Origin of the sequence: Yimella sp. cx-51 (assembly GCF_017654605.1) — a bacterium.
Classification (GTDB): Bacteria; Actinomycetota; Actinomycetes; order Actinomycetales; family Dermatophilaceae; genus Yimella.
Genome location: NZ_CP072113.1, coordinates 550,466 through 567,898 on the forward strand (window position 1 = coordinate 550,466; position 17,433 = coordinate 567,898).

Annotated in this window: 15 protein-coding genes; 12 read left to right on the forward strand and 3 right to left on the reverse strand. The window is 66.4% G+C overall.

Features of this window, described 5'->3' with window-relative positions; translation table 11 throughout:
- Position 1: 1 nt before the first annotated feature.
- The 11 genes from nuoH to J5M86_RS02715 all read left to right on the forward strand — a co-directional run bounded on the left by nuoH (position 2) and on the right by J5M86_RS02715 (position 12,325).
- Positions 2–1,369, forward strand: coding sequence for an NADH-quinone oxidoreductase subunit NuoH (gene nuoH / locus J5M86_RS02665; RefSeq protein WP_244328445.1), 1,368 nt, complete (start codon positions 2–4; stop codon positions 1,367–1,369).
- Positions 1,362–2,045: an NADH-quinone oxidoreductase subunit NuoI gene (nuoI, locus tag J5M86_RS02670; RefSeq protein ID WP_244328446.1), complete on the forward strand. Its 684-nt coding sequence runs from the start codon at positions 1,362–1,364 to the stop codon at positions 2,043–2,045. Before nuoH ends, nuoI begins: the two co-directional genes overlap by 8 nt.
- A complete protein-coding gene (locus tag J5M86_RS02675) occupies positions 2,042–2,833 on the forward strand; it encodes an NADH-quinone oxidoreductase subunit J (RefSeq protein WP_188059636.1) in 792 nt (263 codons plus the stop codon). Before nuoI ends, J5M86_RS02675 begins: the two co-directional genes overlap by 4 nt.
- On the forward strand, positions 2,830–3,129 hold the full coding sequence (gene nuoK / locus J5M86_RS02680) for an NADH-quinone oxidoreductase subunit NuoK (protein WP_188059635.1): 300 nt from the start codon (positions 2,830–2,832) through the stop codon (positions 3,127–3,129). The genes J5M86_RS02675 and nuoK overlap by 4 nt, the downstream gene beginning before the upstream one ends.
- Before the next feature lie 92 nt (positions 3,130–3,221).
- Complete coding sequence (gene nuoL, locus J5M86_RS02685) at positions 3,222–5,090, forward strand: NADH-quinone oxidoreductase subunit L (RefSeq protein ID WP_188059927.1); 1,869 nt, start codon at positions 3,222–3,224, stop codon at positions 5,088–5,090.
- Positions 5,090–6,637, forward strand: a complete 1,548-nt coding sequence (locus tag J5M86_RS02690) for an NADH-quinone oxidoreductase subunit M (RefSeq protein WP_188059634.1) — start codon at positions 5,090–5,092, stop codon at positions 6,635–6,637. The genes nuoL and J5M86_RS02690 overlap by 1 nt, the downstream gene beginning before the upstream one ends.
- A complete protein-coding gene (gene nuoN, locus J5M86_RS02695; RefSeq protein ID WP_188059633.1) occupies positions 6,637–8,178 on the forward strand; it encodes an NADH-quinone oxidoreductase subunit NuoN in 1,542 nt (513 codons plus the stop codon). Before J5M86_RS02690 ends, nuoN begins: the two co-directional genes overlap by 1 nt.
- Position 8,179: 1 nt before the next feature.
- Entirely contained in the window at positions 8,180–9,175 is a 996-nt protein-coding gene (locus J5M86_RS02700) for a polyprenyl synthetase family protein (RefSeq protein WP_188059632.1), read from the forward strand.
- Between the two features lie 105 nt (positions 9,176–9,280).
- The gene (locus tag J5M86_RS02705) at positions 9,281–9,892 is read left to right on the forward strand and encodes a TetR/AcrR family transcriptional regulator (protein ID WP_188059631.1); all 612 of its coding nucleotides are present in this window, start codon (positions 9,281–9,283) and stop codon (positions 9,890–9,892) included.
- Positions 9,889–11,034, forward strand: a complete 1,146-nt coding sequence (locus tag J5M86_RS02710; RefSeq protein WP_244328447.1) for an alanine racemase — start codon at positions 9,889–9,891, stop codon at positions 11,032–11,034. Before J5M86_RS02705 ends, J5M86_RS02710 begins: the two co-directional genes overlap by 4 nt.
- Positions 11,027–12,325 (forward strand): D-arabinono-1,4-lactone oxidase, encoded by a 1,299-nt coding sequence (locus J5M86_RS02715; protein ID WP_188059630.1) that lies wholly within the window; start codon positions 11,027–11,029, stop codon positions 12,323–12,325. Before J5M86_RS02710 ends, J5M86_RS02715 begins: the two co-directional genes overlap by 8 nt.
- Positions 12,326–12,439: 114 nt before the next feature.
- Here the strand turns inward: J5M86_RS02715 and rarD are convergent, their stop codons facing one another.
- Positions 12,440–13,375: an EamA family transporter RarD gene (rarD, locus tag J5M86_RS02720; protein WP_244328448.1), complete on the reverse strand. Its 936-nt coding sequence runs from the start codon at positions 13,373–13,375 to the stop codon at positions 12,440–12,442.
- A gap of 148 nt (positions 13,376–13,523) precedes the next feature.
- Between rarD and J5M86_RS02725 the strand changes: the two genes are divergently transcribed.
- The gene (locus J5M86_RS02725) at positions 13,524–14,285 is read left to right on the forward strand and encodes an enoyl-CoA hydratase/isomerase family protein (protein WP_188059628.1); all 762 of its coding nucleotides are present in this window, start codon (positions 13,524–13,526) and stop codon (positions 14,283–14,285) included.
- 87 nt (positions 14,286–14,372) lie between these two features.
- Here the strand turns inward: J5M86_RS02725 and J5M86_RS02730 are convergent, their stop codons facing one another.
- Positions 14,373–15,437 (reverse strand): 2-oxoacid:ferredoxin oxidoreductase subunit beta, encoded by a 1,065-nt coding sequence (locus J5M86_RS02730; RefSeq protein WP_188059627.1) that lies wholly within the window; start codon positions 15,435–15,437, stop codon positions 14,373–14,375.
- Complete coding sequence (locus J5M86_RS02735) at positions 15,434–17,311, reverse strand: 2-oxoacid:acceptor oxidoreductase subunit alpha (RefSeq protein WP_188059626.1); 1,878 nt, start codon at positions 17,309–17,311, stop codon at positions 15,434–15,436. The genes J5M86_RS02730 and J5M86_RS02735 overlap by 4 nt, the downstream gene beginning before the upstream one ends.
- Between the last annotated feature and the right edge of the window lie 122 nt (positions 17,312–17,433).

Genomic DNA, 17,433 nt, shown 5'->3' on the forward strand with positions numbered 1-17,433 from the left:
GGTGAGTTCACTGACCCAGTTCGCGTCGTCGGTCTCGGCCGCGACCGACAACCCGGTCGCCGACTTCAGTGACACCCCGTGGTGGTTGTCGCTGGTCAAGGCGGTGCTGATCTTCGTCTTCCTGTTGGTCAACACGCTGATCGTCATCTGGTTCGAGCGGCGCGTCATCGGCCGCATGCAGCAGCGTCCCGGCCCCAACCGCACCGGTCCGTTCGGTCTGCTGCAGACCCTTGCCGACGGTGTGAAGCTGGCGCTGAAGGAAGACGTCACTCCCAAGAACGCCGACAAGCTGATGTTCATCCTGGCGCCGGTGATCGCCGGTGCGATGGCCTTCGTGTCGTTCGCGATCATCCCGCTCAGCAATGACGTCCACCTGTTCGGCCACCGCACGCCGCTGCAGTTGACCGACACCCCGATCTCGGTGCTGCTCGTGCTCGCCGTCGCCGGTGTCGGTGTCTACGGCTTCGTGCTGGCCGGATGGTCCTCCGGTTCGACCTACCCGCTGCTGGGTGGTCTGCGCTCCTCCGCCCAGGTGATCTCCTACGAGATCGCGATGGGTCTGGCACTGGTCGCGGTCTTCCTCTACGCCGGATCGATGTCGACCAGCCAGATCGTCTACGCCCAGAAGAGCCTGTGGTACATCATCCCGGCGTTCTTCTCCTTCTTCGTCTACCTGATCACCATGGTCGGCGAGACCAACCGTCTGCCCTTCGACCTCGCCGAGGGTGAGGGTGAACTCACGGGTGGTTTCCACACCGAGTACTCCTCGCTGAAGTTCGCGATGTTCTTCCTGGGTGAGTACGTCAACATGTTCACCGTGTCGGCGCTGGCCACCACGCTGTTCCTCGGCGGCTGGCAGGCGCCCCCCGGGTTCGCCGCGCTCGGCATGAACGGTGGCTGGTGGGGCCTGATGTGGTTCACCATCAAGCTCTGGGGATTCATGTTCATGTTCGTCTGGCTGCGCGGTTCGTTGCCGCGCGTCCGGTACGACCAGTTCATGAAGCTGGGCTGGAAGGTGCTCATCCCGACCACCCTGCTGTGGGTCGTCGCGGTGGCCTTCATCCGCGCCTCGCAGCTGGGCTTCCTGGGCGACTCGAAGATCTCGTTCGCCGGCCGGGAGATCCCGCGGGCGACGCTGCTGGTCACCAGCCTGATTGCGCTCATCGTCCTGGGTGCTGCGTGGGCGTGGGACGCCCGGCAGGCCCGCAAGGAGTCCGAGCGGCCGGAGGTGCCGGACGAGGTCGACCCGTTCGCGGGTGGCCACCCCGTGCCGCCGCTACCTGGCCAACGCCTGGTGGAGCCGGCGCCGAGTCTCACCGCTGCCCGAGTGACCACGACCACCACCGATACGGAGGAGTCCCGTGGCTGAGAAGAAGAAGCCGCAAAGCGACGACCAAGGCGGAGGCGGGTTTCTCTCCGACCTGTTCGCGCCCGTGGCCGGATTCGGTGTCACGTTCGCGACGATGTTCCGCAAGATAGAGACCGAGGAATACCCGGAGCAGAAGCGTCCGACGCAGCTGCGGTTCCACGGTCGACACCAGCTCAACCGTCACCCCGACGGTCTGGAGAAGTGTGTCGGTTGCGAACTGTGCGCCTGGGCCTGCCCGGCCGACGCGATCCTGGTCGAGGGTGCGCACAACGACGACGCAGCCGGCGAGCGCTTCTCGCCGGGGGAGCGGTACGGCCGCGTCTACCAGATCAACTACCTGCGCTGCATCTTCTGCGGACTCTGCATCGAGGCGTGCCCCACGCGCGCCCTCACGATGACCAACGAGTACGAGCTGGCCGACAACAACCGCGCCGACCTGATCTTCACCAAGGATCAACTGCTGGCACCGGTGCTGTCGGGCATGCTTCCTGCCCCGCACCCGATGGTCGAGGGCATGGAGGAGCGCGACTACTACCAGGGCAAGGTGCGCATGGCCACCGACGCACAGCGTCAGTGGGTCGAAGAGCACGGTGGCGACACCGATGTCGACGCCCCCGACGAGACTCCGGTCGAGCACCACTCGGCCGGCCAACACGCAGGGGAGGGACGTCCGTGAGCAACCTCGGTGGAGCCGAGTCGACGCTGTTCTTCGTGCTGGCCCCGTTGACGGTGGTCGGTGCGTTGGGCCTGCTCTTCGCTCGCAAGGCCGTCCACGCGGCCATGGGCATGGCGCTGACCATGGTGGCGATGGGTGTCTTCTACATCACCCAGAACGCCGAGTTCCTCGGTGTCATCCAGATCTTCGTCTACTCCGGCGCCGTGATGATGCTGTTCCTCTTCGTTGTCATGCTGGTCGGTGTCGACAGTTCCGACTCGATGGTCGAGACGATCAAGGGCCAGCGCGTGGCCGGTCTGCTGCTGGCGCTGGCGCTCGCGGCACTCGGTGTGTCCGCAGTCGGTAAGGCGAAGTTCGGCAGTTTCGCCGGCCTCGACAAGGTCAACGACGAGGGCAACGTCAGCGGCATGGCTGACCTGATCTTCGGCCCCTATGTCTGGACCTTCGAAGTCACCTCGGCGCTGCTGATCACCGCAGCCATCGGAGCGATGGTGCTGGCGCACCGCGAGCGTCTGACCCCCAAGGCATCACAGGCCGACTGGTCGCGCGCCCGCATCAAGCGCGGCGAGGACGTCGCGGGTCTGCCGGTGCCGGGTGTCTACGCCCGCCACAACGCGGTCGACACTCCTGCTCTCCTGCCGGACGGCACGGTCGCCGAGAAGTCGGTGTCGCGCGTGCTCCAGGCCCGTGGCCAGGTGATGTCGACGGGCGAGCTCACCGCGGCGAGCCGTGAACTGGAAGGCGAGACCGGAGACATGACTCGTTACGAAGGAGGCACGGACCGATGAGCCCCATGGTCTACGTCTACCTGTCGGTCATTCTTTTCGCGATCGGCTCCGCGACGGTTCTGTTGCGGCGCAACGCGATCATCGTGTTCATGGGTGTGGAGTTGATGCTCAACTCCGCCAACCTCGCCTTCGTCACGTTCGCGCGCATGCACGGAACGCTCGACGGTCAGGCCATCGCGCTGTTCGTGATGGTCGTCGCAGCGGCGGAGGTCGTGGTCGGTCTGGCCATCATCATGGCGATCTTCCGAGCCCGCCGCTCGGCCTCGGTCGACGACGCGAACTTGCTGAAGTTCTAAGGGAACGGTGACTTGAGTTGAACTTCCTCACTACCTCCGCGCAAGCGGCAGGCCAGACATCGGCTGCGCAGGCGGCCGAGGGCGCAGCGGCCATGGGCTGGTTGCTCATCGCGCTGCCCCTGCTGGGTGCCGCGGTGCTGCTGCTGGGCGGCCGCAAGCTCGACAAGATCGGACCGGCGATCGCCACCGTGTTGTCGTGGGCCTCCTTCGTTGTCGGGCTGCTGATCCTGGTGCAGATGCTCGGTGCCTCGGTCGACGAGCGCGCCCAGCACCTCAAGCTCTTCTCGTGGATCCCGGCCGGCGCCCTGAACGTCGACTTCGGCCTGTTGATGGATCAGCTCTCGCTGACCTTCGTCATGCTGATCACCTTCGTCGGCTCGCTGATCCACGTCTACTCCCTGGGTTACATGGAGCACGACCCGGACAAGCGCCGGTTCTTCGCCTACCTCAACCTGTTCGTCGCCGCGATGCTGACGCTGGTGCTGGCCGACTCCTATGTCGGACTCTTCCTCGGTTGGGAAGGCGTGGGCCTGGCGTCCTACCTGCTCATCGGCTTCTGGAACTGGAACCCCGCGTACGCGACGGCCGCCAACAAGGCGTTCATCGTCAACCGTGTCGGCGACTTCGGCATGTTGCTGGCCATTTTCACGATGTTCGCCGCCTTCGGCAAGGTCGACTTCGTGGGCGTGAATGAGTCGATCGCGGGCGCCAGCAAGGGCACGGTCACCATGATCGGTCTCTTCCTGCTGGTCGCCGCCTGCGGTAAGTCGGCGCAGTTCCCGCTGCAGTCCTGGCTGGGTGACGCGATGGCCGGCCCGACCCCGGTGTCGGCGCTGATCCACGCCGCGACGATGGTCACCGCGGGCGTCTACCTGATCGTGCGCAGCAATGTCATCTACGACGCCACCCCGGACGCCCGCCTCGCGGTCTGCATCGTGGGTGCGATCACGTTGATGATGGGTGCGATCATCGGTTGCGCCAAGGACGACATGAAGAAGGCGCTGGCCGCCTCGACGATGTCGCAGATCGGCTACATGATCCTGGCCGCCGGTCTCGGCCCGGTCGGATACGCCTTCGCGATCTTCCACCTGGTCACGCACGGCTTCTTCAAGGCCGGCATGTTCCTCGGTGCGGGATCGGTGATGCACGGCATGAACGACCAGGTCGACATGCGTCGCTTCGGCGGCTTGTCGACGGTCATGAAGATCACCTGGGTGACCTTCGGCCTCGGCTTCCTGGCGATCATCGGCTTCCCCGGCCTGTCCGGCTTCTGGAGCAAGGACAAGATCATCGAAGCCGCGTTCGTCGGTGAGGGGTGGCGTCCGTGGGTCTTCGGTGGTGCGACGCTGATCGCCGCCGGAATCACCGCGTTCTACATGTCGCGGATGTTCTTCATGACCTTCCACGGCAAGCGCCGCTGGACCGAGGACGTCCACCCGCACGAGTCGCCGCTGACGATGACCGTGCCGATGATGATCCTCGCCGTCGGCTCGGCGTTCCTGGGCCTCGGTCTGGTGATCGTCGACTTCCCGCACTGGTTGGAGCCGGTCGTCGGCGCCCACCCGGAGGGGGAGCACCCCGTGCTCTCCATCCCGGTGCTGATGGCGCTCACGATGATCGTCGTCGCTGCCGGTGTGGCCCTGGCCTGGATGAGGTACTGGCGCGATGAGGTGCCGGTGACGCCGCCGGTCGGCTCGACCGCCACCCGCGCGGCCCGCCGCGACCTCTACCAGGACGACATCAATGAAGCGGTCTTTGCTCGTCCCGGTCTGCACCTGACCCGTTCGCTGGTCTTCGCCGACAACAAGGGTGTCGACGGTGCCGCAGGCGGCCTGGCCGCGCTGGTGGGCGGAAGCGCCTCGCGCTTGGCGAAATTGCAGAACGGTTATGTCCGCTCGTACGCGACGACGATGTTGGTCGGTGTCGTGGCGATCCTCGGTGTGCTGTGGGTGATCCAGTGATGTCCAACTACCCCTGGTTGACGACGATCGGCCTCGTGCCGCTGGTCGGCGCCATCGTCATTGCGGCGCTGCCCAAAGCGGCCGCTGCCTCGGCGCGGATCATCGCGCTGGTGTTCTCGCTGGTTACGCTGGGCCTCGGCATCGCCGCCGCGACCCAGTTCAAGACCGGTGGCACGGACGGTCAGTTCCAGCTCACCGAGACCCACACCTGGATCAAGCAGTTCGGGGTTTCGTACGCGCTCGGTGTCGACGGCATCTCGCTCGCGCTGATCCTGATGAGCCTGGTGCTCGTGCCGGTCTCGATCCTGGCGGCCTGGAAGGACGTCGACGACGAGAGCGCCGGTCGCCAGAAGTCGTACTACGCGCTGCTGCTGGTGCTGGCCACCTTCATGGTCGGTGTCTTCGCGGCCACGGACGTCTTCCTGTTCTACGTCTTCTTCGAGGCGATGCTGATCCCGGTCTACTTCCTGATCGGTCAGTTCGGTGGCCCGCGCCGCCAGTACGCCGCGGTGAAGTTCCTGATCTTCTCGCTGCTGGGCGGCCTGATCATGCTCGCGGCGGTGATCGGTCTCTACCAGGCCGGCCCGGGCGGCGAGCACGGCTTCCTGGTGAGCAACCTGGTGGGCGCAGACATCCCGCTGTCGACGCAGAAGTGGCTCTTCGTCGGATTCTTCATCGCCTTCGCGGTGAAGGCCCCGATGGTGCCGGTGCACACCTGGCTGCCGGACGCCGCGTCCGAGTCCAAGCCGGCCGTTGCCGTCCTGCTCGTCGGTGTGCTCGACAAGGTCGGCACCTACGGAATGATCCGCTTCTGCCTCGAGCTCTTCCCCGGTGCGTCCAAGTGGGCGACACCGGTGGTCATCACACTCGCGGTGATCTCGATCATCTACGGTGCGCTGGTCGCGATCGGCCAGACCGACATGATGCGCCTGATCGCCTACACCTCGGTCAGCCACTTCGGCTTCATCGTCATGGGCATCTTCGCGATGACCAGCACGTCCCAGATCGGCGCGAACCTCTACATGATCAACCACGGTTTCACCACCGGTGCGTTGTTCCTGTTCGCCGGCTTCCTGGTGGCGCGCGGCGGTAGCCGCAAGATCGCCGACTACGGCGGTTGGCAGCGGGTCACCCCGGTGCTCGCCGGTGTGTTCCTGATCGCGGGCCTGTCCGGTCTGGCGCTGCCGGGCCTGAACGCCTTCGTCTCGGAGTTCCTGGTGATGGTGGGTACCTTCCCCAAGTACTGGCTCGCCGCGACGATCGGTGCGCTGGCCGTCATCCTGGCTGCGATCTACATCCTGCTGATGTACAAGAACGTGATGACCGGACCCAAGCCGGAAGGGGAGCGGTTCTCCGCCATCCCTGACCTCGACGGACGCGAGAAGGTCGTCGCCGGTGTGCTGCTGGCCTTCCTGATCGGCCTCGGTGTCTACCCCAAGCCGGCACTGGACATGTTGAAGCCCGCCGTGACGCAGACCATGCAGCACGTCGGGGTGACCGACCCCGCTCCCACCGAGGGTGCGGCCGTTGACGGGAGCGCCAAGTAATGGGGCCCACTACCTTCACGCAGGCGCAGATCACGTACTCGGCCCTGCTGCCGACGTTCGTCGTCTTCGGTGCGGCGTTGGTCGGAGTGCTGATCGAGGCGTTCGCACCACGTGCGGTGCGCTACGCGAGCCAACTGGTGGTGACGCTGCTCGGTCTGGTAACCGCGCTCGTCCTGCTGGTCACGATCTCGCGCGACCACCAGGGCATCACCGCCGGTCGCGCACTGGCGATCGACGGCCCGGCGTTGATGATGCAGGGCACGATCCTGGCGCTGTCGATCCTCGCCGTGCTCGTGATGGCCGAGCGGTTCAACTCCGACGGTCCCGACACCTTCACCCAGGCGGGTGCCTCGGTGCCGGGCTCGCCGTACGAGGCCAAGGCCGAGCGTCTGGGTGCCACCACCACCGAGGTCTTCCCGCTGACGCTCTTCTCGGTCGCGGGCATGATGATGTTCCCCGCGTCCAACAACCTGCTCACGATGTTCGTCGCGCTCGAGGTGCTCTCGCTGCCGCTCTACATCCTGACCGGCCTCGCCCGCCGTCGCCGCCTGCTCTCGCAGGAAGCCGCGCTGAAGTACTTCCTGCTCGGCGCCTTCGGTTCGGCGTTCTTCCTGTTCGGTGCGGCGATGATCTTCGGCTTCGCCGGTTCGCTCGACCTCGGCGCCATCGCCGGCGCGGTCGGCACCGTCGGCGGACAAGACTCCGTCCTGGTGTTCGGCATCATCCTGATCGCGGTCGGCCTGCTGTTCAAGGTCGGTGCGGTGCCCTTCCACTCGTGGACGCCGGACGTCTACCAGGGCGCTCCGACGCCGGTCTCGGGCTTCATGGCTGCCTGCACGAAGGCTGCTGCCTTCGGCGCTCTGCTGCGCGTCTTCTACGTCGCCTTCGAGGGCATGCGCTGGACCTGGCAGCCGATCATGATCGTCGTCTCGTTGCTGACGATGGTCGTCGGCGCGGTGATGACGGTGACCCAGACCGACATCAAGCGTCTGCTGGCCTACAGCTCGATCTCGCACGCGGGCTTCTTGCTGCTGGCGCTCACGGCACTCGACCGTCAGACGGTGGCCGGGCTGCAGTTCTACGTCGCTGCCTACGGTGTCTCGACCATCACCGCCTTCGCCCTGGTGGCACTGGTGCGCAAGTCGGGAGTCGAGGCGACCCACCTGTCCGAATGGGCGGGCCTGGGCAAGACACACCCCGTCGTCGCTGGCGTGTTCGGCTTCCTGATGCTGTCGTTCGCCGGTATCCCGCTGACCGCAGGTTTCACGAGCAAGTTCGTCCTCTTCGCCCCTGTGGTGAAGTTCGGCCCGGTCTGGCTGGTCGTCGTCGCGCTGGTGGTCTCGATCATCACCGCCTTCGCGTACGCCCGCGTGATCGTGCTGATGTTCTTCTCCGAGCCGGCCGACGGCGTCCAAGTGGCGATTCCGTCGCCACTGAGCGGAGTGGCGATCGCCGTGGGCGCAGCGATGACGCTCGCGCTCGGTGTGATGCCCGCGCCGCTGCTCGACATCGCAGGCCACGCCTCGCAGTTCCTGCGCTGAGATGAGCATCGCCACCGCTGCAATCGGGGTGCCCGGCGCGTCCGAGGCACTCACCGAGCGCTTGGTCGACGGCCTGGCCGCCGTCGATGCCCGGTTGCGTGAGGTCGTCAGGCACGACGATCCGTTCATCGCCGAGGCGTCCACCCACCTGGTGGACGCCGGCGGTAAGCGGTTCCGTCCGCTGCTGACCTTGCTCGCCGCCGAGGTGGCGGGCGGCACCAACCCGCAGGTGATCGACGCCGCGGTGGGGGTCGAACTCACCCACCTGGCCTCGCTCTACCACGACGACGTGATGGACGAGGCCGACCTGCGTCGCGGCGTCACTAGCGCCAACGCGCGCTACGGCAACTCGACGGCGATCCTGGTCGGCGACCTGCTCTTCGGCAAGGCCTCGGCGATCGTGGCCGGGCTCGGCCCCGAGGCTGTCCTGATCCAGGCCGAGACCTTCGTCCGGTTGTGCACCGGTCAGATCGAGGACGACCGGCAGTCGCCGGGCGATGCCGACCCGATGGAGCACTACCTGGGTGTGCTGGCCGACAAGACCGGCTCGTTGATCGCCACCGCGGCGCGTTATGGCGCGATGTTCGGCGGTGCCCAGCCGGCGGTCGTCGAAGCGATGCGTCAGTACGGCGAACTGGTCGGCATGGTCTTCCAATTGGCCGACGACGTGCTCGACATCAGCTCCGATGTCTCCGGTAAGGAGCCGGGCACCGATCTGCGCGAAGGCGTGCGCACGCTCCCGGTGCTCTACGCCCTCGCGTCCACCGACCCGGCCGACGCGCGCTTGCAGGCGTTGATCAGCAAGCCGATCACAGATCCGGACGAACACGCGGAGGCGTTGGCGTTGCTGCGGCGGCATCCGGCGCTGGAGCGTGCTCGTCAGCGCACCCTCGCCGTTGCGGCACAGGCGCGAGCCCTGCTGGAGCCTCTGGGCGAGAGCGATGCGCTGAGCGTCCTGCGCGAATTGCCTGATTCGGTGGCATCTCGCTCACTCTGAGTATGGGTACCGTCACCCAGTATGTGGAATGACATCTGAGATAGTTCTTTGGATATTTGACAAGAACTGTACGTTTGTTCAAGTAATCCGACGGGGGAGGAGCTCATGCCACGAACTCCAGCGGCTGTACGCCGCGCTGAGCTGGTCGAGGCGGCGATTCGCGTCTCCCTCGATGAAGGATTGGAAGCCGCGACGGTCCGCCGCATTGCGGCAGAAGCCGGTGTTTCACTCGGCACGGTTCACTACTGCTTCGGCTCCAAGCGAGCGTTGCTCGAGGCAGTGGTCGAATCGGTGTCGCAGCCGCAGTTGAATGTCGACCTCACCGGAGTCGAACCGGACGACCTCTACGGAACGATCCGCGCCGCCTTCCGCGCGTACTGGACCGAGGCCGGCGGCAACCGTGACCGCCAGCGACTGATCTACGAGCTGGTCAACCACTTGGTGCGCCAGGACGACCCGGGCCCGGATCTGGCTCGCATGATGTTCCGTCGTTCGTTCGCCACGGTCGAACACTTCATCGAGGAGCACCTGCAGGGACAAGCCAGCGTCCTGCCGCTGCCGACGGAGACGATCGCCCGCATGATCGTTTCGGTGACCGACGGCGTGGCGCTGGCGTGGATTGCTGATGGTGACGACGAGAAGGCGCTCGAGGTGCTCGACGGCTACGCACTTGCTTTTGCCGCTGCGATCTCGGTGATGAGCCCGGCGCAGTCTTGACCAGCGCATTTCGCGCCCTGGTCTCCGCATCGGCGCCCACCGCCGTCGTCGATCTGGACCTGCTCGACGAGAACGCTGCTTCGATGCAGCGTCGCGCCGGCGGGCTTCCGATCCGTCTGGCGTCCAAGTCGGTGCGGGTGCGTGGCCTCCTCGAGCGGGTGCTCGCGATGCCCGGCTACCACGGCGTCCTCGGCTACTCCCTGAGCGAAGCCATCTGGCTGGTCGAGCAGGGCGTCGACGATGTCGTGATCGCTTATCCGACGGTCGACCGGGAGGGTATCGCCCGCATCGCGGCAGACCAGCGGTTGGCCGAGCAGATCACATTCATGGTCGATCTGCCCGAGCACGTCGACCTCCTCGCGTCCGTGGACGGGCCGTTCGAGCGCCGCGTGGCGATCGACGTCGACTGCTCCTTCCGCCTGGGCCCTGTGGCCATCGGCGCACACCGGTCACGGGTGAATGATGCCGAGAGTGCTACCGCTCTGGCCGCGCACATCACGCAGACTGCAGCTGTGCGCCTGGTCGGGATGATGTTCTACGAGGCGCACGTCGCGGGAGTGCCGGACGATCGGTTCGGGATGCGGCTGGTCAAGAAGCTCTCCAACGACCAGTTGGCCACTCGGCGCGGCCAGGTGCGCGCGGCGGTCGAGGAGTTCGGTCCGGTGGAGTTCGTCAACGGCGGCGGCACCGGAAGTCTGCACACCACACATCTCGATCCGACGGTCACCGAACTCGCAGCCGGCTCCGGACTCTTCGCACCCACCAGTTTCGACGGATTCGACGACCTGCGGGTCAAGCCCGCTGCGTTCTTCGCATCGCCGGTCACCCGAAAGCCGGCCGAGGACGTCGTGGTCACCTTCAGTGGGGGCTACCTCGCCTCGGGTCAAGCCGACAAGTCGCGACTCCCCGAGCCCACCCACCCGCCGCAGCTGAAGTACTTCACGCTCGAGGGCGCCGGTGAGGTGCAGAGCCCGTTGCGCGGCCCGGGCGCCCGTTCGCTCGGCCTGGGTGACCTGGTGTGGTTCCGGCATGCCAAGGCCGGCGAGATGTGCGAACGGTTCAACGAGGTGCAGTTGGTGAGCAACGGCGAGGTGGTCGATCGCATCCCCACCTATCGCGGTGAGGGGAAGAACTTTGGCTGAGTGGAGCAACTGGTCGGGCACGACTCGGGCCGACGTCGAGATCGTGACCGTGCGCGATGTCGAGCACATCCAGCAGGTCGTTGCCGAAGCGTCGCAAGCCGGCCGCAAGGTCAAGCCGATCGGTGCCTCGCACTCGTTCACCGCCATCGGTCAGCCGGTCGATGTCCAGCTGCGGATGGACCACATTTGTGGGCTCATCTCGGCTGATCCGCACACCGGTCGAGCCTGGGTGCGCGCCGGCACGCGGTTGGCCGACGGCGTGAAGCTGCTGCACGGAGCCGGGCTGGGCCTTGCCAACCAGGGCGACTACGACCGGCAGACCTTGTCGGGTGCGACGTCCACCGGCACCCACGGCACCGGCATCGGCCTGACCGGCTTCTCAGGCATGGTGCGCGGCGTCGAGCTGGTGCTGGCCGACGGTTCGCTGATGCGGGTGACCGACGGCGAGAACGCCGAACTCCTACCTGCGGTGGCCTTGTCGCTCGGCGCGCTCGGTGTGGTGACCGCGATCGAGTACCAGTGCGAGCCGCGCTATTTGCTGACCGCCGCCGAGAAGCCCGCGGCCCTGCCCGACGTCCTGGCGCACATCGACGACCACGTCGACGGCAACGACCACTTCGAGTTCTTCTGGTTTCCCGACACCGATCGCGTGTTGATGAAGACGAACGAACGGCACCGCGACGAGTCGCGCCGCGCGCCCATGCCGGCCTGGAAGGACCGTCTGGAGAACGACCTGCTCTCCAACAAGCTGTACGGCGCGCTCAACAAGTTCGTCACGCGAGTGCCCCGGGCGACCGCTGCCGTCAATCAGGTGAGTGCTCGCGCGTTGTCGGCCAAGACCTACACCGACTGGTCGCACATCGTGTTTCCCACCGACCGCGACGTACGTTTCCGCGAGTCGGAGTTTTCCGTGCCACGCGCTGATGTGGTTGAGGTCTTGGAGCGGCTGGACGCCTGGCACCGCGCCAACCCGTGCGCCACCGCCTTCCCGGTGGAGGTGCGTTTCACCGGCCCGGACGACGTGTGGATGTCGACCTCCTACGAGCGTGAGTCTGCGTACATCGCGGTGCACCAGTACGTCGATCGACCGCACGAGGAGTACTTCGCGGCGTTCTGGAACATCCTGCGCGACTATGAAGCGCGTCCGCACTGGGGCAAGATGCACGACCTCTCAGCGGATGAACTGCGCCGGGTGTACCCGAAGTTCGACGACTTCGTGGCCGTGCGTGACCGCCTCGACCCGCAGCGCACCTTCGCCAACCCCTACCTCGACAAGGTGCTCGGCGCCTGAGCCGCGTTGAGCCTGAACACCTTCCGCTGGTTGAGCCGCTCGACTCAGGAATGAAGTCGAGCGCGTCGAAACCTGGTGCCTCGGGGGCTGGGACTCAGCCGACCGACAATACGCTCAGCCGCCTGTCGAAGCGGTCGCTGCGCGGGCCAACCTGCGCGACCGTGAGCCGCTCGCGATCGAGTCGATGCTGAGCACGATCAGTGCCACCCAAACGATGCCGAAGCCGACCCACCGCGCGGCCGGTAGATGCTCATCCAAGAAGAGAACGGCACACAGCAACTGCAGCACCGGGGTGATGAACTGCAGCAGCCCGATCGTCACCAAGGGCACTCGTGCCGCAGCGGCGGCGAAGAGCAGCAACGGGATGGCGGTCGCGATGCCGGACGAAGCCAGCCACAGGGAGTGGCCGACGCCTTCGGAGCCGAAGGTGGTGTCACCGCGTCCGGCCAGGATGAAGAGCGCAACCAGTGCGATCGGCGCCAGGATCGCGGTCTCCGAGGCGAGGCTCTCGAACGCGGTGAGCGAACCGCCAAGGCGCTTCTTGGCCAGGCCGTAGGAGGCGAAGCTGCCCGCAAGCACCATCGAGATCCACGGGAAGGTGCCGCCCTCGATCGTGAGATAGACACACGCGATCGCGCCGATGCCCACGGCGATCCATTGCAACGGACGTAGCCTCTCGCGCAGCACGATGACGCCGAGGGCGATGGTGACCAGCGGGTTGAGGAAGTAGCCCAGCGAGGCCTGACTGGTGCGTCCGGTGTTGACGGCGAACACGTAGACCAGCCAGTTCGTCGCGATGAGCAGGCTGGCGATGGCGACCAGAGCAAACCGTCGCTTGTCGCGAATCAGCTTGCGGATGAACGCTGTTCGGCGCAACGCGACAACGCCGACCACGCAGACGACGAGCGTCCACAGGATGCGGTGGACGAGAATCTCCCAGGCGCCTGCCGGCAGCAGCTGGTGGAAGTAGAGCGGGAAGGCACCCCAGAGCAGATAGGCGGCGAACCCGTAGATCGTGCCCTTGCTGACCTCGTCGCGTTCCTTCCTCACCTGTGCACGGTAGGGCATCGCCTGATCCACACGCGCGGCCGGTGCAGGCTGCGAACCTGGCCCGGGGCGCGCTGTCGCCGGACGTCGTCGCCAGAGCGTTCACCCGCCAAGCCCAACTGCCTGCAATTCGGTGCGGCAGGATGACGCCATGGCCGAACTCACCCTCACCGTGCAAGATCATGTCGCGCTGATCGAGTGGAGCCGGCCGCCGGCCAACCACTTCGATCGCGACCTGTTGGTGTCGATCGCGGACGCCGGTGAGGCCGCCGCGAGCGACGGCGCCCGGGTGATTGTCCTTGCGTCCCAGGGGCGTCACTTCTGCGCCGGAGCCGACTTCTCGGCCGGGCAGATCCAGGCTGATCCGGCCGGAGCGATCGGCGCGCTGTACGAAGCGGGTAAGCGCATCTTCGCGCTGCCGGTGCCGGTCATCGCGGCGGTGCAGGGAGCCGCGGTCGGCGGCGGACTCGGTCTGGCGTGCGCTGCCGACTTCCGGGTGGCCACCCCGCGGGCGCGCTTCCAGGCCAACTTCGCCCGGCTCGGCATTCACCAGGGCTTCGCCACCTCGCTGACGCTGCCGCGCATCGTGGGTCAGCAGCATGCTGCCTCCATGCTCTACGGCGGCCACTCCGTGCGCGGCGAAGAAGCGCTGCGTATCGGACTGGTCGACCGGCTGGCGGCGGAAGGGGCGGAGCGGGACGAAGCACTGGCACTGGCGGGGGAGATTGCGGCGTCCGCGCCGTTGGCCGTCCGTTCGATCCGATCGACGTTGCGGGCTGATCTGCTCGCCGGACTGGACGATGCGTTGGCCCGCGAGGTGGCCGAGCAGGCCCGCCTGATGACGACCGCCGACGCTGCGGCAGGCATCGAGGCGTCCTTGGCGCGCGAGGTGCCCACGTTCACCGGTCGGTGAGTGCACACGTCGCGGACGCCGTGAGCAGTGTTCGCGAATCGGTCGACCCGCGGCGTCCGCGAGTTGTGCCCTGCCAGGAAGGCGCGGTTAGCGGACGTCCCAGGTGTCGGAGCCTGCGAGCAGCTGCTGCAGGTCGGCGTCGCTGACGCTCTGACCGCCGGTGGCCTGGGCGATCTGCTCGCGCACGCCGTCGTCATAGGTCGGCACGTCCACCTGGCGGAAGATGCCCATCGGCACCTGCGCGAAGGACGGGTCGTCGAGCCGGGAGAGCGCGAACGCCTGCGACAGGTCGGTCGGGTCGTGGCGCACGACGCGGTCGGCGTCCGCGGCTGATTCCAGCACGACCGCACATGCACCCGCGTCATCGCGTACTACCACGCGGGCGTCCTCGCCGGAGCCGGCTCGCACCGGCTCGCCGGGCACGAGGTGCATGATGCGTGCGGCCTGCTCGTCGCGGTCCTTCAGCAGTTCGAAGGCGCCGTCGTTGAAGATCGGGCAGTTCTGGTAGATCTCGACCAGCGACGTACCCCGATGTGCTGCAGCGGCTTTCAGGGTTTCGGTGAGGTGTTTGCGGTCGGAGTCCATCGTCCGCGCGACGAAGGTGCCTTCGGCGCCGAGGGCGAGCGAGACCGGGTTGAACGGGCGGTCGACCGAACCTGCCGGGCTCGACTTGGTGATCGCGCCGACGTCGGACGTGGGGGAGTACTGACCCTTGGTGAGGCCGTAGATCTTGTTGTTGAACAGCAAGATCGTCATGTTGACGTTGCGGCGCAGCGCGTGGATCAGGTGGTTGCCACCGATCGAGAGCGCGTCGCCGTCACCGGTGACGACCCACACCGACAGGTCACCACGGGACGACGCAAGGCCGGTCGCGATGGCCGGCGCACGTCCGTGGATGGAGTGCATGCCGTAGGTGTCGAGGTAGTAGGGGAATCGGCTGGAGCAGCCGATGCCGGAGACAAAGACGATGTTCTCGCGCTTGAGGCCGAGTTCGGGCAGGAAGCCCTGCACGGCGGCCAGGATCGCGTAGTCGCCGCAGCCGGGGCACCAGCGCACTTCCTGGTCGGAGGTGAAGTCTTTCTTGGTCTGCTTGGCGTCGGTGGTGGGCACACCCGCGGTGCCCAGGCTTGGCATGCCCAGTTCGATCGTCACGCCGAAACCTCCTCAAGGTGCTCGATGATGACGGTGGCCAATTCGCTTGCCTGGAAGGGCAATCCACGAACAGCGGTGTGCGACTTGATGTCGACGAGATACTTCGCGCGCAGCAGCATCGCGAGCTGGCCGAGGTTCATCTCCGGCACCACGACCCGGTCGTACGCCTTGAGCACCGCTTCCAGGTTGGCGGGGAACGGGTTGACGTGACGGATGTGTGCGGTGGCGACCTCGGCGCCGCCCGCACGCACCAGGCGTGCCGCGGCCTGGATGGGGCCATAGGTCGAACCCCACCCGAGCACCAACACCTTCGCCTTGCCCGATGGGTTGTTGACCTCCAGATCGGGCACCGTGATGCCGTCGATCTTGGCCTGGCGGGTGCGCACCATGTGGTCGTGGTTGGCCGGGTCATAGCTGATGTTGCCGGTGATGTCGGCCTTCTCGATACCGCCGACGCGGTGCTCCAAGCCGGCAGTGCCAGGCACAGCCCACGGCCGGGCGAGGGTCTCGGGGTCGCGCTTGTAGCCGTGGAAGACCGGCTTGCCGTCGGCGTCCACATCATTGGGCTTCGTGGTGAATTCGACTGTCAGGTCAGGCAGTTCATCGACCGAAGGCACCTGCCACGGCTCCGAGCCATTGGCCAGGTAGCCGTCGGAGAGCACGATCACCGGGGTGCGATAGGCGGTGGCCATGCGCACGGCGTCCAAGGCTGCGTCGAAGCAGTCGATGGGTGTGGACGGCGCGATCACGGCGACCGGCGATTCGCCGTTGCGACCGAACATCGCCTGCAGGAGGTCGGACTGCTCGGTCTTGGTCGGCAGGCCCGTGGAGGGTCCGCCGCGCTGGACGTCGATGATCACCAGCGGAAGCTCCAGCGAGACGGCCAAGCCGATCGTCTCCGACTTCAGTGCCAGGCCGGGGCCGCTGGTGGTGGTGACGCCGAGCGAGCCACCGAAGGCGGCACCGAGCGCGGCGCCGATGGCAGCGATCTCGTCCTCGGCCTGCAAGGTCATGACGCCGAAACGCTTGAGGCCCGACAGGGTGTGCAGCAGATCGGAGGCAGGGGTGATCGGGTAGCTGCCGAGCGTCAGGGGCAGCCCGCTGCGATGTGCGGCCGCGACCAATCCGTAGGCGAGGGCTGCATTTCCGGTGATGTTGCGGTAGGTGCCCTGCGGCATCGGTGCGGGAGCGATCTCGTAGCGCACCCCGAAGGCCTCAGTCGTTTCGCCGTAGGCGTGGCCGGCGTGCAGCGCCTTGAGGTTGGCCGCCAGGATCTCCGGCTTGTTGCCGAACTTCGCCGACAGGAACTTCTCGGTGCCCTCCAGCGGACGTGAGTACATCCACGACAGCAGCCCGAGCGAGAACATGTTCTTCGCCCGCTCCTTGTCTTTACGGGTGAGCGCCTCGAATTCGCTCAGCGCCTCGACGGTGATCGACGTCAGCGGCACGGCGTGCACCTGCCACGAGGCGAGGGTGTCGTCCTCCAGTGGGTTGGTGGCATAGCCGACCTTGGCCAGGTTGCGCTTGGTGAACTCATCGGTGTTCACGATGAGGGTCGCGCCGCGCGGCAGGTCGCCCAGGTTGGCCTTCAATGCGGCGGGGTTCATCGCGACCAGGACGTCGGGTGCGTCACCGGGCGTGAGCACGTCATGGTCGGCGAAGTGCAACTGGAAGCTGGAGACGCCGGGCAGCGTGCCCTGGGGGGCCCGGATCTCGGCCGGGAAGTTGGGCAGGGTCGAGAGGTCGTTGCCAAGTGCCGCGGTCTCGGCGGTGAACCGGTCACCGGTCAACTGCATGCCGTCGCCGGAGTCGCCGGCGAAACGAATGACCACGCGGTCGAGAACTTGCGATTGCTTGCTGCTCACAGAATCCATCTCGGGGCTGGAAGTTAGGCGGGACTTAGTGCCTAACGTTACGCCTGTCCAGCCATGCTCCGAAACTCGTCCAAGTTATGAAATGCCAAATGTGACGTTATGGATTGGTGATCGGGCTCAAA

What these genes read in the sequence shown, in the direction of transcription:
- nuoK (WP_188059635.1), top strand. Translation starts at nt 2,830, where the DNA reads ATGAGCCCCATGGTCTACGTCTACCTGTCGGTCATTCTTTTCGCGATC.
- nuoL (WP_188059927.1), top strand. Translation starts at nt 3,222, where the DNA reads ATGGGCTGGTTGCTCATCGCGCTGCCCCTGCTGGGTGCCGCGGTGCTG.
- J5M86_RS02690 (WP_188059634.1), top strand. Translation starts at nt 5,090, where the DNA reads ATGTCCAACTACCCCTGGTTGACGACGATCGGCCTCGTGCCGCTGGTC.
- nuoN (WP_188059633.1), top strand. Translation starts at nt 6,637, where the DNA reads ATGGGGCCCACTACCTTCACGCAGGCGCAGATCACGTACTCGGCCCTG.
- J5M86_RS02700 (WP_188059632.1), top strand. Translation starts at nt 8,180, where the DNA reads ATGAGCATCGCCACCGCTGCAATCGGGGTGCCCGGCGCGTCCGAGGCA.
- J5M86_RS02705 (WP_188059631.1), top strand. Translation starts at nt 9,281, where the DNA reads ATGCCACGAACTCCAGCGGCTGTACGCCGCGCTGAGCTGGTCGAGGCG.
- J5M86_RS02725 (WP_188059628.1), top strand. Translation starts at nt 13,524, where the DNA reads ATGGCCGAACTCACCCTCACCGTGCAAGATCATGTCGCGCTGATCGAG.
- J5M86_RS02735 (WP_188059626.1), bottom strand. Translation starts at nt 17,311, where the DNA reads ATGGATTCTGTGAGCAGCAAGCAATCGCAAGTTCTCGACCGCGTGGTC.